Here is a 15,309-nt window from a genome sequence, read left to right as displayed (position 1 = left end):
GCGTCGATCATTCGACGCGTTTCAGCGACGAAGCGGCGGCTCGCGCGTTATTCGGCGGTCTCGGTTTCGGCGGTCAGCGGCGCATCCACCTTCGCCAGGCGGTTTTCCGCGATGGCGCAGTAATCCGCGTTGATCTCGAAGCCCGTGAACAGCCGGCCGTGGCGCGCGCACGCGACAGCGGTCGTGCCGCTGCCCATGAACGGATCGAGCACGCGGCCGCCCGGCGGACAACTCGCCAGCACCATGCGCTCGACGATTTCCAGCGGCTTTTGCGTCGGATGATCGACCCGCTCCGCGTGCTGCCGGTGCAGCCGCGACACGGACCAGACGTCCTTCGGGTTGTAGCCCATTTCGAGCCACTTGCTGCCCTCGAAAATCTTGCGCGAGCGCGCCTTCTTCGTCGCTGCGTCGTAGGGAATGCGCACCGGATCGAGATCGAAGTAGTAGTCCTTCGATACCGCGAAATAGCCGATGTTGTCGTGCACCGACGTGTATTTGCGCGTGGTTCCGCCCATGCTCGGCACGCGCCGGTCCCAGACGATCTCGTTGACCATCGTCATCCGGCGCTTCAGAAACACGAACAGTTCCGGCGAATACTGCCAGGTGCAGAAGATGTACATCGACCCGCTTTTCTTGAGCTTGGGTATCGCGATATCCAGCCAGCGATACGTCCACGCAAGAAAGGCCTCGCCGGACAGCATGTCCGAATCGTTCCCGTAGTCCTTGCCGAGCCCGTACGGCGGGTCGGCGACGATCAGATCGATCGACGCATCGGGAATGGAGGCGGCATCGGCGAGAAAATCGCGGTTCCGAATGTCGATGCCGGCGCCTTGCAGCGCGCCGGCGGACATCGGTTCGTCGATAACGGTGCGCATCTGCGGCTTAGAACTGGATGCCCGATCGCTCGGCGACCGTGTGCATGTCCTTGTCGCCGCGGCCCGACAGGTTGACGAGCAGCACCTTGTCGCGCGGCAACGTCTTCGCGAGCTTCGCCCCGTACGCCAGCGCGTGACTCGACTCCAGCGCCGGAATGATGCCCTCGATGCGGCAGCAGTCGTGGAACGCCTTCAGCGCCTCGTCGTCCGTGATGCCGACGTACTCTGCGCGGCCGACGTCCTTGAGCCACGCGTGCTCCGGACCGACGCCCGGATAGTCGAGCCCTGCCGACACCGAATGCGTCTCGATGATCTGGCCGTTGTCGTCCTGCAAGAGATAGGTGCGGTTGCCGTGCAGCACGCCGGGGCTTCCGCCCATCAGCGACGCCGCGTGCCGACCGGTGTCGATACCGTCGCCGGCCGCCTCCACGCCGATCAAACGTACGGCTTCATCTTCGATGTACGGATAAAAGATTCCCATCGCATTCGATCCGCCGCCGACGCACGCGATCACGGCATCCGGCTGGCGGCCCGCCATTTCGGGCATCTGCACGCGGCATTCGTCGCCGATCACGCGCTGGAAGTCGCGCACCATCATCGGGTAGGGATGCGGACCGGCCACGGTGCCGATGATATAGAACGTGTTTTCCACGTTCGTCACCCAGTCGCGCATGGCTTCGTTGAGCGCGTCCTTCAGCGTACGCGAGCCGGATTCCACGGGCACGACGGTCGCGCCCAGCAGTTTCATGCGATAGACGTTCGCCGCCTGCCGCTTCACGTCCTCCGCGCCCATGTAGACCACGCACTCCATGCCGAAGCGCGCCGCGATGGTCGCCGTCGCCACGCCGTGCTGTCCTGCGCCGGTCTCGGCGATCACGCGCGGCTTGCCCATCTTGCGGGCGAGCAGCGCCTGCCCGATCACGTTGTTGACCTTGTGCGCGCCCGTGTGATTCAGGTCTTCGCGCTTCAGATAAAGCTGCGCGCCGCCGAGCATGTCGCTCCAGCGTTTCGCGTGATAGATCGGGGAAGGACGGCCGACGTAGTGCTTCAGTTCGTAGTCGTATTCGGCCTGGAATGCAGGGTCCTGGCGGGCTGCGTCGTAGGCGCGGCGCAGTTCGTCCAGCGCGTGAATCAGCGTTTCGGAGACGAACACGCCGCCATATTGGCCGAAGTGGCCTCTTTCGTCAGGCAAGTTGTACATTGCGTCACTCTCTCGGTGGCGAGCCTTGGTTGGCTCGCAGACGGAATCAACCGGCGTCCGCTTCGCGCACTGCGCGCACGAACGCGGTCATTCGGGCGGAATCTTTCACGCCCTTTGCGCCCGGCACTTCGATGCCGCTCGAGACATCGACCGCGAACGGGCGCACGCGCCGGATGGCGTCACTGACGTTTTGCGCGTTCAACCCACCACTCAAAACGGCCCGATGCCCGAGATCTGTTGGAATAAGTGACCAATCGAATACCTTCCCACCGCCGCCGAAGCCCTCGACGAGTGCGTCGAGCAAAATACCGCCTGCAGCCGCATAGTTAAGCGACGATTCTACCAAATCGCTTGCGGCCGCATCAGGCCCTACACGCACTGCGCGCCACCAGGGCAAACCCGCAATCGCGGCCAGTTCTGCACACTGCTCGGGCGTTTCGTCGCCGTGAAATTGCAGCAGCGAGAGCGGCACGTTCGACGTCACCTCGCGAACCCTTTCGGGCGTCGCGTTGACGAACAGACCAACCGCCGCCACGAGCGGCGGCACGTAGCGGCACAGTTCCACCGCCTGAGACACGGTCAGCGAGCGCGGACTCGGCGGATAAAAGACGAAACCCACGGCGTCCGCGCCTAGCGCGACGGCGTGCTTAACGTGCTCCTCTGTCGAGAGCCCGCACAGCTTGATTCTGGTCCGGTGCAAATCTTGAGTTGTCATGGCTGGTCGGCCCAAACGGCGCTCCACGGCATGCTTGCAATATGCGGTGGCGGAACCGCGAAATGCTCGGGGTATCCGACTTCCGCGAGATAAAGCCCGTCGGGCATGAAGGTCGGCGCGGCGGCGCGACGGTCGCGCGCTGCGAGCACGTCGGCCATCCACGACGCGGGATAGCGTCCGCGCCCGATCGCGACGAAGCAGCCCATCAAATTGCGCACCATGTGATGCAGGAACGCATTCGCCCGAAAACGAAAGTGGACGAAATCTCCCTGTTCGCGCACGTCGATCCGATAGAGATGCTTGACCGGCGTCTTCGACTGGCAATCGGCCGCACGGAAGGACGAGAAATCGTGCTCGCCGATGAGGCACGCGGCGGAATCGCGCATCGCGGCGACGTCGAGCGGCGTGTGCACCCAGCCCGCGCGTTTCGCCAGCATGGGTGAACGCACCGGATTGACGTACAGAACGTAAAAGTACGTGCGCTCGAAGGCCGCGAAACGGGCGTGAAAGTCGTCGGGCATCGCCTTCGCCCACTGAACGGCGACCGAACTCGGCAGAAACGCGTTCGTCCCGCGCACCCACGAGAAGTCGGTGCGGTCCAGTTCGGTGTCGAAGTGCACCACTTGCCCGAGGCCGTGGACGCCCGTGTCCGTTCGTCCGGCGACGACCGTCTGAACCGGCGTCTGCGTGAATTCCGCGAGCGCGCGCTCCAGTTCATTCTGCACCGTATTGCCATGCGGCTGCGATTGCCAGCCGCAAAACGCGGCCCCGTCGTACTGAACGCCTAACGCTATGCGCATATCAGGAGTGCGGCGCGAGCGTCGAGAGCAAGCCGGCCGCTTGCTGGCGCGTCGCCTGATCGTTCGATGCGATCACTTCCTGCAACAGCGTGCGCGCGCCCGAAAGATCGCCCAATTCGATGTATTCGACCGCCAATTCCAGCTTATTGCGCGCGATGGTCGCCAGTTGCGCGGCGGTCAGCGCGGGCAGCGGTTCGGTGTGGCTCGATGGCAGATCAAGATTGAAGTCGAGACTCAACGGGCCGAACTGCGTCGCGCCCAGCCCTGCGACCGACGGCGCGCCGGCCGTTCCCGCTTCGATACGCGCGGCGGCGGACGACTGATCCTCGTCGGCAACCGATGGCAGCGCGAATGCCTGCGCCTCGTGCGCGGGGTTCGTCTCGGCAATCGGCTGCGGAACGAAAGGCTCGTCCCCGACCGACCGGTGCGCCGGCGCGTCGTGGCGCGGAGCGTGGTCATCGGAAGGCGGAGCCAGCGTCAGCTCCATGCGAGGCGGCAGGCTCATGTCGAGCGAGTCCAGCGCCTGGACGGCTTCGGTCGGAAACTTGGGCATCGGGAAGCGGTCAGCGGATGCCGGTTCGTCGTCCTCGACGCCCGCAGGATGCTTCTCCGCGTCGCGCGCGGCTTGCTCCTCGACGGCGCGTTGTTGCGCCGCGCGCTGCTCCGCTGCTTGCTGCCGCGCGGCAACCGCCTGCGCTTCGCGCAACTCGGCTTCGCGAGCGATGATCTCGCGCGCCGCTGCCTCGCGAGCCTGATGCGCCTGCGCTTCCTGCTCGGCCGCTTCGCGAGACGCCTCGTCGCGCCCGGCAAGCTCGCGTTCCAGTGCTTCGCGCGCTGCGGCTTCCCGCGCTGCGGCTTCGCGCTCCTCCGCTTCTCGAGCGGCGGCCTGTCGCGCGGCGGCTTCCCGTTCTTCGGTTTCCCACTTTTCGGCTTCGTGCGCTGCGGCCTCGCGGGCGGCGATTTCCCGCACGTGAGCCTCCTGGGCCTCATGCGTTTGGGCGTCGGCCGTGCCCGCATGCGCAAGCGGCGGAACGAAGGCAGCGTGAGCCGCGGCCGGCGGCGTCGGAATGAACGGCTCGGCAGGCTCTGTGCGATTCGGCTGGTCCGCGCGCGCTTCGGGCGTTCTGGCGGACTCGGGCGCGTCATCCGCCGACGGCGTCGCGAAAGACTGCGCCGCTTCGTAACTTTCCAGGCTCGCAGCCACGGCGTTCAGTTCGGATTGATCGCGCTCGACGGCGGTACCTTCCAGATCGGCTGCCGATTCAGCACGCTGCGGCGTTGCGGCGGGAACCGGCGCGGGCGGCTGCTGGCGGGCTTCGGCTTCGGCCTGAGCGCGGCGCTTATTGCGGCGGAGCACGAGAAACAGCAGCACGGCGATGACCGCGAGAACGAGCGCGATCACCTTCGGATCGATGCCGCCGTGGGCTTGCGGCGCGGCGTCGGCCGCAGGCGCGCTCGCGACGGGCGCGACGGCAGGCGCGGCCTCGGGCGCGGCTTGCGATGCCGCCGAAGCCGTGCCCGGCGTGGCCTGCTCGCTCGCGGCCGGTTTGGGGGCGGACGCCGCCGGCTGAACCGGCGCGGTTTCGACCGCCAGCGACGACGACTGCGCTGCACTCGCCGAATTCGCCGACGGCGCGCTCGGCTGAACTGCCTGCGGCGCTGGCGCCGGCGCTGCGGCGCCTTCAGAGGCCGCGCTGGCATCCATAGCCGGAACGTTCAACACCGCGCCCAGCTTCAGCCGATTGATGTCGTGGCCCGCGAACGCGTTCGGATTCGCGTCGAACAGCGCACGCGCCATCTTCTCCTTGACGGCCCGCTCTTTCGAACCCGTGAGCTCGCCCGCGATATCACTCAGCGACTGCCCCGGCTTCACGGCGTACCGCTGCGCGGGCGCATTGCCGGGCGCGGCGGCATCGGCTGTCGCGCCGCTCGCCTGCGCGAACGCCGCGCCGGAGTTCGTCCAGAGCGCCGCGCACAGAACGGCGCTGGCCGCGGCAAGCGCCGCACGCGATGACGGGATGAAGGACCGGCGGGGTCGTCGAATCATTGAAGCTCCAGAAGTACGGCGAAGGTTGATACGAACAGCAAGACTGATGCGCGCCCCAATCGTACGACCGGTCGATTCGCTCGCAGTCCCAAAAATGCGGCTCCATAAACAAAAAGCGCCGCGATAACGCGACGCTTCCTGGACGAGGTCCGCGCTCTCAGGCGCGTAGTTTACTTTACTTGTCCAACAGAATGCGAAGCATGCGGCGCAACGGCTCCGCGGCGCCCCACAGCAGCTGGTCGCCGACGGTGAACGCCGACAGGTATTCGCCGCCCATGGCGAGCTTGCGCAGACGGCCGACCGGCACGGTCAGCGTGCCGGTGACGACTGCCGGCGACAGATCGCGCATCGAGGCTTCGCGCTCGTTCGGCACGACCTTCACCCAGTCGTTCGCCGAAGCCAGAATGCCGTTGATTTCGTCGAGCGGCACGTCCTTGTTCAGCTTGATGGTCAGCGCCTGCGAATGGCAGCGCATCGCGCCGATACGCACGCAGAGGCCATCGACCGGAATGGAACCCGGCTGGCCCATTGCCGGCTTGCCGAGAATCTTGTTGGTTTCCGCGCCGCCCTTCCACTCTTCCTTCGACATGCCGTTGCCGAGATCCTTGTCGATCCACGGAATCAGCGAGCCGGCGAGCGGCACGCCGAAATGGTCGGTCGGCATGGCGTCGCTGTTCATGGTGGCGAGCACCTTGCGGTCGATATCCAGAATGGCCGACGACGGATTCGCGAGATCGTCCGCCACCGACGCGTTCAGCGCGCCCATTTGCGACAGCAGTTCGCGCATGTTCTGCGCGCCCGCGCCCGATGCGGCCTGGTACGTCATGGCCGTCATCCAGTCGACGAGGTTTTCGCGGAAGAGGCCGCCCAACGCCATCAGCATCAGGCTGACGGTGCAGTTGCCGCCGATGAAATCGCGGCCGCCCTTGACGAGCGAATCCTTGATGACGTCGAGGTTCACCGGATCGAGAATGATGACCGCGTCGTCCTTCATGCGCAGTGCCGAGGCCGCGTCGATCCAGTAGCCCTTCCAGCCCGCCGCGCGCAGCTTCGGATACACGTCGTTCGTGTAGTCGCCGCCCTGGCAGGTGATGATGGCGTCGCACTTCTTCAGGTCGTCGATGCTCGTCGCGTCTTTGAGCTTCGTCTCGTTTTTGGCGAACGACGGCGCGTTGCCGCCCGCATTGCTGGTGCTGAAAAACACCGGTTCGATCAGGTCGAAATCGCCTTCCTGCTGCATGCGCTGCATCAGCACGCTGCCGACCATGCCGCGCCAACCCACGAGACCTACGTTCATGACTAACCTTATTTGTTGAGGCTTCCCCGCATCCTTACCCGGCGTGGCCGCGCGGGGAAGACGCTCGGACACGAGGGACGATCAGCGAATCGTGATCGCTTTGATGGAGAGTTTCGTAATGCGCGTTTTCGACGTGCCGATAGTGCCGATAGCGCCAATGCTGGCGATGCCGTCGATGCGCGTGACGATGGCGAAGCCGGTCGCGCGAGCGTCGATGCCGCGGCCGATGCAATCCGTAGAGAATTGAGAGTTCTTCGCCATGACCAAAGAATATACACGAAACGCGGCGTTTTCGTCGGAAGTACCGTCTTTCCGGTGAAATCGCCGCGAATTGCGTGTCAACTGTACCGACTCGGGTCATCCCGAGACGGACATTACAGCGCTGCCAGCACCGCGTCGCCCATTTCCTTCGTGCCGACGGTCCTGCCGTCCTGCGTCGCGATATCGCCGGTGCGGTAGCCCTGTTCGAGCACCTTCTTTACCGCGTTCTCGATGCGATCCGCCTGCTCCGTCTTGCCGAGCGAATAGCGCAGCATCATCGCGGCCGACAGGATGGTCGCGAGAGGATTGGCCACGCCCTTGCCCGCGATATCCGGCGCGGAACCGTGCGACGGCTCGTACAGACCCTTGTTGTTCTTGTCGAGCGACGCCGACGGCAACATACCGATAGAGCCGGTCAGCATCGCGGCTTCGTCGGACAGAATGTCGCCGAACATGTTGCCGGTCACGACCACGTCGAATGCCTTCGGCGCCTTGACGAGCTGCATCGCCGCGTTGTCCACATACATGTGCGACAGCTCGACGTCCGCGTATTCCTTCGCGACGTCGATCATCGTGTCGCGCCAAAGTTGCGACGTTTCCAGCACGTTGGCCTTGTCGACGCTCGTCAGCTTTTTCTGGCGCTTTTGCGCGGCCTGAAACGCGACGTGCGCGATACGGCGCACTTCCGGCTCCGAATAGCGCATGGTGTCGAAACCTTCGCGCGCGCCTTCGAACGGGCCGTCCGGCGCTTGCCGCACGCCGCGCGGCTGGCCGAAGTAGATGTCGCCATTTAGTTCGCGCACGATCAGGATGTCGAGCCCCGACACGATTTCCGCCTTCAGCGACGACGCGGCCGTCAGTTGCGGATAGCAGATCGCCGGGCGGAAGTTCGCGAAGAGCTGCAGATGCTTGCGCAGGCCGAGAATGGCTTGCTCCGGGCGCAGCGCGCGCTCGAGCGAGTCGTACTTCCAGTCGCCGACCGCGCCGAAGAGAATCGCGTCGGCCTCTTTCGCGAGGGCGAGCGTCTCGTCGGGCAGCGGATGCCCCTTCGCTTCGTAACCCGCGCCGCCGACGGGCGCTTCCTCCAGCTCGAACTTTTCGCCGAGCGCGTTCAGCACCTTGACCGCTTCGGCCGTGATTTCCGGACCGATCCCGTCGCCGGGGAGCACTGCAATCTTCATGTCGCTTCCTTCTACGTGTGCGTGTTTCGTTTATCCGACGAGCCGATTGTTCAGCCACGGCTGCTTCGCGAGCCGCTCGGCTTCGAACTGCTTGATCTTGTCCGCGTGGCGCAGCGTGAGACCGATGTCGTCGAAACCGTTCAGCAGGCAATACTTGCGAAAGCCGGGCACGTCGAACGCGTACTCGGTGCCGTCGCCGGTGCGCACGACTTGCGCTTCGAGGTCGATGGTCAGCTTGAAGCCGACGAACGCGTACGTCTCGTTGAAGAGCCTGTCGACCTGTTGCTCCGACAGCACGACCGGCAGCAAGCCGTTCTTGAAGCAGTTGTTATAGAAAATGTCCGCGAAGCTCGGCGCGATGATCGCGCGGAAACCGTACTGTTCCAGCGCCCACGGCGCATGCTCGCGCGAACTGCCGCAGCCGAAGTTCTTGCGCGTGAGCAGAATCGACGCGCCCTGATAGCGCGGCTGGTTCAGCACGAAGTCCGGATTCAGCGGACGCTTGCTGTTGTCCTGGCCAGGCTGGCCGACGTCCAGATAACGCCATTCGTCGAACGCGTTCGGGCCGAAACCGGTGCGCTTGATCGACTTCAGGAACTGCTTCGGGATGATTGCGTCGGTATCGACGTTCTCGCGGTCCAGGGGCGCCACGAGGCCGCTATGCACGGTGAATTTTTCCATGATCTGTCTCTGTGTCCCGTTGGGTTACGCGAGCTTGCGCACGTCGACGAAGTGACCTTCGATGGCCGCCGCGGCGGCCATCGCCGGGCTGACGAGGTGCGTGCGGCCGCCCGCGCCCTGACGCCCTTCGAAGTTGCGGTTCGACGTCGATGCGCAGCGTTCGCCCGGCTCCAAACGGTCCGCGTTCATCGCGAGGCACATGGAGCAGCCCGGCTCGCGCCACTCGAAACCGGCGTTGGTGAAGATCTTGTCGAGCCCTTCGCGCTCGGCCTGCGCCTTCACGAGACCCGAGCCAGGCACGACCATGGCCGTGCGGATGTTCGACGCCACGCGCTTGCCGAGCGACTTCACCACGTACGCGGCGGCGCGCAGGTCTTCGATGCGCGCGTTCGTGCACGAGCCGATGAAGATCTTGTCCGGCTTGATCGATTCGATCGGCGTATTCGGCTGCAGCGCCATGTAATGCAGCGCGCGCTCCATGGCATCGCGCTTGACCGGGTCCTTCTCGCGCTCGGGATCGGGCACGCGACCGTCGATGGACGTCACCATTTCCGGCGACGTGCCCCACGTCACTTGCGGCACGATCTCGGCGGCATTGATCTCCACCACGCGATCGAAGTGCGCGTCCGGGTCCGACTTGAGCGTGCGCCAGTATTCGACCGCCTGATTCCACTCGACGCCCTGCGGCGAATACGGACGATCCTTCAGATAGTTGATGGTCGTATCGTCGACGGCGACCATGCCCGCGCGCGCGCCCGCTTCGATCGCCATGTTGCAGACGGTCATGCGGCCTTCCATGCTGAGCGCGCGAATGGTGGAGCCGCCGAACTCGATGGCGTAGCCCGTGCCGCCCGCCGTGCCGATCTTGCCGATGACCGCGAGCGCGATGTCCTTACCCGTGCAACCGCGCGGCAGCGGACCTTCCACCTTGACGAGCATGTTCTTGCTCTTCTTTTGCAGGAGCGTTTGCGTAGCGAGCACGTGCTCGACTTCCGACGTGCCGATACCGTGCGCGAGCGCGCCGAACGCGCCGTGCGTGGACGTGTGCGAGTCGCCGCAGACGATGGTCATGCCCGGCAGCGTCGCGCCCTGCTCCGGCCCGATGATGTGCACGATGCCCTGCCGCAGGTCGTTCATCTTGAACTGCGTGATGCCGAACTCGTCGCAATTGGCGTCGAGCGTGTCGACTTGCAGCTTCGACACCGGATCGGCGATGCCTTGCGAGCGGTCGGTGGTCGGTACGTTGTGATCGGACACGGCCAGATTCGCGCTGATGCGCCAGACGGGACGCTGATGCAGCTTGAGCCCTTCGAAGGCTTGCGGGCTCGTCACTTCATGCAGCAGATGACGGTCGATATAGAGGATCGAGGTGCCGTCCTCTTCCGTGTGGATGACGTGCGAGTTCCACAACTTGTCGTAGAGAGTCTGGGACATGGTGAGCGCTTCTCAGATGACTGCGGGGTGACGCTGCTTCGCTTCGTCGGCAGCTTGTTGGACGATTATGCCACCTTCGCGCGCCGCTTGGGTAATAGGCTAAGGCAAAAAAGCTATTGAAAACATGGGGTTATGGTAGTGGTATCAGTACCTGGATGGGCACTACCAGCCTTCCGCTCCTGTGCCATCAATGTTGGAGCACTGCATTGACGCCGAGCTCTTCCGCGACTTTGTGCAAGCGCTTATCGCGCGTCCAGATCTTTACGCCCTTCCTACCGACGACGGCGAGCGCCTTTAACGTCCGGCTGAATGCCGCCGAGGCTCGCAAGCCGCCGCGCTGCCTCGCGCTGCACGAGCGCCTTCAGCGCTTCGTACACACCGCGGATTCGTCCGTCAGACTAGTGTAAGCCTGCGCTCTAGCCAGTAAGTCACGATCAATCGCGACAGTCGTTCGCATATCAGTCTCCCCGTCGATTCTGTCATTCACAACGCAAAAGGCCCCGGCAGTCGCCCGCCGGGGCCTTCAAACCTACTTGAACCGTGAGATCGGCTTAACGCTGATCCAGCGGCTTTGCCTCACGCGGCGTCTGACCAATAAACAACTGACGCGGACGGCCAATCTTCTGCTCGGGATCGGCGATCATCTCGTTCCACTGCGCGATCCAGCCGACGGTACGCGCCATCGCGAAGATGCAGGTGAACATCGACGTCGGAATGCCCAGCGCGCGCTGCACGATGCCCGAGTAGAAATCGACGTTCGGGTACAGCTTGCGCGACACGAAGTATTCGTCTTCCAGCGCGATCTTTTCCAGTTCCATCGCGAGCTTGAAGAGCGGATCGTCGTGCAGGCCGAGCTCGTTCAGCACTTCGTGGCAGGTTTCGCGCATCAGCTTGGCGCGCGGATCGTAGTTCTTGTAGACGCGGTGGCCGAAGCCCATCAGCTTCACGCCCGAATTCTTGTCCTTCACCTGCTTGATGAATTCGGGAATGTTCTCGACGGAGCCGATCTCTTCCAGCATGTTCAGCGCGGCTTCGTTCGCGCCGCCGTGCGCCGGGCCCCACAGACACGCGATACCGGCCGCGATACACGCGAACGGATTCGCGCCCGACGAGCCCGCGAGACGCACGGTGGACGTCGACGCGTTCTGCTCGTGATCCGCGTGCAGAATCAGGATGCGGTCGAGCGCGCGCACCAGCACGTCATTGACCTTGTACTCTTCGCACGGGTTCGAGAACATCATGTGCATGAAGTTCGCGCTGTACGACAGATCGTTCTTCGGATACACGAACGGCTGGCCGATGCTGAACTTGTACGCCATCGCGACGAGCGTCGGCAGCTTCGCGATCATGCGAATCGCGGAGACTTCGCGGTGACGCGGGTCGTTGATGTTCAGCGAATCGTGATAGAACGCCGACAGCGCGCCAACTGCCGCAGTCAGCACGGCCATCGGGTGCGCGTCGCGACGGAAGCCGCGGAAGAAGAAGTGCATCTGCTCATGCACCATCGTGTGACGCGTCACCGTGTCGACGAATTCCTTGTTCTGCGCCGCGTTCGGCAATTCGCCCTTCAGCAGCAGATAGCAGGTTTCGAGGAAGTCGGCGTTCACGGCCAGTTGCTCGATCGGGTAGCCGCGATACAGCAGCTCGCCCTTGTCGCCGTCGATATACGTGATCGCCGAATTACACGCCGCCGTCGACATGAAGCCCGGGTCGTACGTGAACTTGCCGGTCTGCCCGTACAACTTGCGGATGTCGATCACGTCCGGGCCCATCGTGCCCTTGTAGATCGGCATTTCGACGCTCGGCGAGTTGTCGCTGAACGATAGCGTGGCTTTAACATCTGACGGGGTCATAGCACATCCTCAATCGAAGTATGGATACAGGTTTTCGATAATTTGCACGACGGAAGCTGCGCGGCAACGCTTTTGAGTAGCCGCGAGTGCTTTAGGCTGGTCGTCGCGTGACTTCGGCCCGGTTCGTACGCGTATTGTGCAGAACGCCCGGGATCTTTGCCGAAATCACACCGAACGCAGCCACTGCAGCAGGCGCAGCACGTCCGGCGTGGCGAGATCGCCTTCCGGTTCGGTGCGCGCGAGCAGCAGGTCCATCAGTTCGTTGTCGCTCAGCTCCAGCAGGCGCGTCAAAGCGGCCACGTCGGCGTCGCTGAGGTCATGCTCATATCGGCTGAAAAAACGCTCGAAGATCAGATCGTTTTCCAGCAAGCCGCGCCGCGCGCGCCAGCGAAGACGCGCACGGCGAAGAGGGTCGGACTGATGCGAGTCGTCTTGCTTGTCGACCATGTCATCGTCCTTTGTCAAACCGCCCGCCGCACCAGCATTTCCCTGATCTTGCCGATGGCCTTCGTCGGGTTGAGTCCCTTCGGGCACACATCGACGCAGTTCATGATGGTATGGCAGCGGAACAGGCGATACGGGTCTTCCAGATTATCGAGCCGCTCGCCAGTGGCCTGATCGCGGCTATCGGCGATAAAGCGATACGCCTGCAGCAAACCCGCCGGACCCACGAACTTGTCCGGATTCCACCAGAAGCTCGGGCACGACGTCGAGCAGCTCGCGCACAGAATGCACTCGTACAGCCCATCGAGTTCATCCCGCTCCACCGGCGACTGCAAACGCTCCTTCTCCGGCGGCGGCGTGTCGTTGATCAGGTACGGCTTGATCGAGTGATACTGGTTGAAGAACTGCGTGAAATCGCAGATCAGATCGCGCACCACCGGCAGCCCCGGCAGCGGACGCAGCACGATGCGCTGCGGCAAGTCGTTCAGGTTCGTGAGGCACGCGAGCCCGTTCTTGCCGTTGATGTTCATCGCGTCCGATCCGCACACGCCCTCGCGGCACGAACGACGGAACGACAGCGTTTCATCGAGCTCCTTCAGCTTCACCAGCGCATCCAGCAGCATGCGTTCATGCGTCAGGTCGAGCTCGTAGCGCTGCATGCGCGGCGCGGCGTCCTTGTCCGGATCGTACCGGTAGACCTCGAAAATTCTCTTTGCCATTTGGATATCCTTGCCCTTGCCTTAGAAGGTACGCGCCTTCGGCGGCACCGATTCGACCGTCAGCGGCTTCATCTGCACCGGCTTGTAGTCGAGGCGATTGCCTTCGCTGAACCACAGCGTATGACGCATCCAGTTCTCGTCATCGCGATGTTCGTAGTCGCTATGCGCATGCGCGCCGCGGCTTTCCTTGCGCGCCTCGGCCGAGACCATCGTCGCGCGCGCCACTTCGATCAGATTCGCCAGCTCCAGCGCCTCGACCTTCGCGGTGTTGAACACCTTCGACTTGTCCTTCAGATGCACGTGCTTCACGCGCTCGGCCAACTCCGCGATCTTGCCGACGCCCTCTTCCAGGAGCTTCGAGGTTCGGAAGACGCCCGCGTGCGACTGCATCGTCGCGCGGATGTCGTTGGCGATGTGCTGCGTGTATTCGCCCGAGGTCGACTTCTCCAGCACCGCGAGGCGTTCGAGCGCGAAGTCGGCGGCGTCGGCCGGCAGCGGCTTGTGCTCCTTCATCTCGGTCGCGTGCTTGATGATGTGATTGCCCGCCGCGCGGCCGAACACGACGAGGTCGAGCAGCGAGTTCGTGCCCAGACGGTTCGCGCCGTGCACCGACACGCACGAGCATTCGCCCACTGCATAGAAGCCGTTGACCGGATCGTCGTAGCCCTTGGCCGTGCCGACGACCTGACCGTGCATGTTCGTCGGAATCCCGCCCATCTGATAGTGGATGGTCGGCACCACGGGAATCGGCTCTTTGATGCAGTCCACGTTGGCGAACTTGAGCGCGATCTCGCGGATCGACGGCAGACGCTTCATGATCGTCTCGGCGCCGATGTGCGACAGGTCCAGCAGCACGTGATCCTTGTTCGGACCGACGCCGCGTCCTTCCTTGATCTCCTGGTCCATCGAGCGCGAGACGAAGTCGCGCGGCGCGAGGTCTTTCAGCGTCGGCGCGTAGCGTTCCATGAAGCGGTCGCCGTTCGCGTTACGCAAAATGCCGCCTTCGCCGCGCACGCCTTCGGTGATCAGCACGCCCGCGCCCGCGACGCCCGTCGGGTGGAACTGCCAGAACTCCATGTCCTGCAGCGCGATGCCCGAGCGAGCGGCCATGCCGAGGCCATCGCCCGTGTTGATGAACGCATTGGTCGATGCCGCGAAGATGCGACCCGCGCCGCCCGTGGCGAACAGCGTCGTCTTGCCTTCGAGGATGTAGACGTCGCCCGTTTCCATTTCGAGCGCGGTCACGCCGAGCACGTCGCCGTCGGCGTCGCGGATCAAGTCCAGCGCCATCCACTCGACGAAGAAGTGCGTCTTGGCCGCGACGTTCTGCTGATACAGCGTGTGCAGCAACGCGTGACCCGTGCGGTCAGCAGCGGCGCACGCGCGTTGCACGGGTTTCTCGCCGTAGTTCGCGGTGTGGCCGCCGAACGGGCGTTGATAGATGGTGCCGTCCGGATTGCGGTCGAACGGCATGCCCATGTGTTCGAGCTCGTACACGGCGTTCGGCGCCTCGCGGCACATGAACTCGATCGCGTCCTGGTCGCCGAGCCAGTCGGAGCCCTTGATCGTGTCGTAGAAGTGGTAGTGCCAGTTGTCTTCGCTCATGTTGCCGAGCGATGCGCCGATGCCGCCTTGCGCGGCCACCGTATGCGAGCGCGTCGGGAACACTTTGGAGAGCACCGCGACGGACAGGCCCGCGCGCGCGAGCTGCAGCGACGCGCGCATGCCCGACCCGCCCGCGCCCACGATCACCACGTCGAAACGACGACGCGGCAAGGAAGTCTTGATTGCAGCCATGTTC

General features: G+C 64.0%; 14 protein-coding genes and 1 pseudogene. All 15 read right to left on the bottom strand.

Annotated features, from left to right (window positions below; translation table 11 throughout):
* Positions 1 to 47 precede the first annotated feature (47 nt).
* Complete coding sequence (locus JYK05_RS14280) at positions 48 to 875, bottom strand: site-specific DNA-methyltransferase (RefSeq protein ID WP_206469135.1); 828 nt, start codon at positions 873 to 875, stop codon at positions 48 to 50.
* A 7-nt stretch (positions 876 to 882) separates the two neighbouring features.
* A complete protein-coding gene (trpB, locus tag JYK05_RS14275; RefSeq protein WP_206469133.1) occupies positions 883 to 2,076 on the bottom strand; it encodes a tryptophan synthase subunit beta in 1,194 nt (397 codons plus the stop codon).
* Between the two features lie 46 nt (positions 2,077 to 2,122).
* On the bottom strand, positions 2,123 to 2,791 hold the full coding sequence (locus JYK05_RS14270; protein WP_206469131.1) for a phosphoribosylanthranilate isomerase: 669 nt from the start codon (positions 2,789 to 2,791) through the stop codon (positions 2,123 to 2,125).
* Positions 2,788 to 3,591 carry a tRNA pseudouridine(38-40) synthase TruA gene (gene truA, locus JYK05_RS14265; protein WP_206469129.1) on the bottom strand — a complete coding sequence of 268 codons (804 nt, stop codon included), beginning with the start codon at positions 3,589 to 3,591 and terminating at the stop codon, positions 2,788 to 2,790. The genes JYK05_RS14270 and truA overlap by 4 nt, the downstream gene beginning before the upstream one ends.
* 1 nt (position 3,592) lies before the next feature.
* Entirely contained in the window at positions 3,593 to 5,638 is a 2,046-nt protein-coding gene (locus tag JYK05_RS14260) for a FimV/HubP family polar landmark protein (RefSeq protein ID WP_206469127.1), read from the bottom strand.
* Between the two features lie 175 nt (positions 5,639 to 5,813).
* A complete protein-coding gene (gene asd, locus JYK05_RS14255) occupies positions 5,814 to 6,935 on the bottom strand; it encodes an aspartate-semialdehyde dehydrogenase (protein WP_206469125.1) in 1,122 nt (373 codons plus the stop codon).
* An 81-nt stretch (positions 6,936 to 7,016) separates the two neighbouring features.
* Positions 7,017 to 7,277, bottom strand: a complete 261-nt coding sequence (locus tag JYK05_RS14250; protein ID WP_206469123.1) for a hypothetical protein — start codon at positions 7,275 to 7,277, stop codon at positions 7,017 to 7,019.
* A gap of 32 nt (positions 7,278 to 7,309) precedes the next feature.
* Positions 7,310 to 8,377 (bottom strand): 3-isopropylmalate dehydrogenase, encoded by a 1,068-nt coding sequence (leuB, locus tag JYK05_RS14245; protein WP_175940914.1) that lies wholly within the window; start codon positions 8,375 to 8,377, stop codon positions 7,310 to 7,312.
* Positions 8,378 to 8,407: 30 nt separating this feature from the next.
* Entirely contained in the window at positions 8,408 to 9,058 is a 651-nt protein-coding gene (gene leuD / locus JYK05_RS14240) for a 3-isopropylmalate dehydratase small subunit (RefSeq protein ID WP_206469121.1), read from the bottom strand.
* Between the two features lie 24 nt (positions 9,059 to 9,082).
* Positions 9,083 to 10,492: a 3-isopropylmalate dehydratase large subunit gene (gene leuC, locus JYK05_RS14235; protein ID WP_175940912.1), complete on the bottom strand. Its 1,410-nt coding sequence runs from the start codon at positions 10,490 to 10,492 to the stop codon at positions 9,083 to 9,085.
* Positions 10,493 to 10,764: 272 nt separating this feature from the next.
* Positions 10,765 to 10,949: pseudogene (locus JYK05_RS26325) on the bottom strand (type II toxin-antitoxin system VapB family antitoxin).
* A gap of 94 nt (positions 10,950 to 11,043) precedes the next feature.
* The gene (gltA, locus tag JYK05_RS14230) at positions 11,044 to 12,345 is read right to left on the bottom strand and encodes a citrate synthase (RefSeq protein ID WP_175940911.1); all 1,302 of its coding nucleotides are present in this window, start codon (positions 12,343 to 12,345) and stop codon (positions 11,044 to 11,046) included.
* A 165-nt stretch (positions 12,346 to 12,510) separates the two neighbouring features.
* A complete protein-coding gene (locus JYK05_RS14225; RefSeq protein WP_206469119.1) occupies positions 12,511 to 12,792 on the bottom strand; it encodes a succinate dehydrogenase assembly factor 2 in 282 nt (93 codons plus the stop codon).
* Positions 12,793 to 12,806: 14 nt separating this feature from the next.
* A complete protein-coding gene (locus JYK05_RS14220) occupies positions 12,807 to 13,508 on the bottom strand; it encodes a succinate dehydrogenase iron-sulfur subunit (RefSeq protein WP_175940909.1) in 702 nt (233 codons plus the stop codon).
* A gap of 21 nt (positions 13,509 to 13,529) precedes the next feature.
* Positions 13,530 to 15,305: a succinate dehydrogenase flavoprotein subunit gene (gene sdhA, locus JYK05_RS14215; RefSeq protein WP_206469118.1), complete on the bottom strand. Its 1,776-nt coding sequence runs from the start codon at positions 15,303 to 15,305 to the stop codon at positions 13,530 to 13,532.
* Positions 15,306 to 15,309: the final 4 nt, after the last annotated feature.

This window comes from Caballeronia sp. M1242 (assembly GCF_017220215.1).
Taxonomy (GTDB): domain Bacteria; phylum Pseudomonadota; class Gammaproteobacteria; order Burkholderiales; family Burkholderiaceae; genus Caballeronia.
Note: the sequence above shows the minus strand (reverse complement) of the source record. Positions and strands in the feature narration are given on the sequence as shown.

Coding starts and splice junctions, on each gene's coding strand:
- truA (WP_206469129.1), bottom strand. CDS start 3,591: ATGCGCATAGCGTTAGGCGTTCAGTACGACGGGGCCGCGTTTTGCGGC.
- JYK05_RS14225 (WP_206469119.1), bottom strand. CDS start 12,792: ATGGTCGACAAGCAAGACGACTCGCATCAGTCCGACCCTCTTCGCCGT.
- JYK05_RS14270 (WP_206469131.1), bottom strand. CDS start 2,791: ATGACAACTCAAGATTTGCACCGGACCAGAATCAAGCTGTGCGGGCTC.
- gltA (WP_175940911.1), bottom strand. CDS start 12,345: ATGACCCCGTCAGATGTTAAAGCCACGCTATCGTTCAGCGACAACTCG.
- JYK05_RS14280 (WP_206469135.1), bottom strand. CDS start 875: ATGCGCACCGTTATCGACGAACCGATGTCCGCCGGCGCGCTGCAAGGC.
- JYK05_RS14260 (WP_206469127.1), bottom strand. CDS start 5,638: ATGATTCGACGACCCCGCCGGTCCTTCATCCCGTCATCGCGTGCGGCG.
- leuD (WP_206469121.1), bottom strand. CDS start 9,058: ATGGAAAAATTCACCGTGCATAGCGGCCTCGTGGCGCCCCTGGACCGC.
- leuB (WP_175940914.1), bottom strand. CDS start 8,377: ATGAAGATTGCAGTGCTCCCCGGCGACGGGATCGGTCCGGAAATCACG.
- asd (WP_206469125.1), bottom strand. CDS start 6,935: ATGAACGTAGGTCTCGTGGGTTGGCGCGGCATGGTCGGCAGCGTGCTG.
- trpB (WP_206469133.1), bottom strand. CDS start 2,076: ATGTACAACTTGCCTGACGAAAGAGGCCACTTCGGCCAATATGGCGGC.
- sdhA (WP_206469118.1), bottom strand. CDS start 15,305: ATGGCTGCAATCAAGACTTCCTTGCCGCGTCGTCGTTTCGACGTGGTG.
- leuC (WP_175940912.1), bottom strand. CDS start 10,492: ATGTCCCAGACTCTCTACGACAAGTTGTGGAACTCGCACGTCATCCAC.
- JYK05_RS14220 (WP_175940909.1), bottom strand. CDS start 13,508: ATGGCAAAGAGAATTTTCGAGGTCTACCGGTACGATCCGGACAAGGAC.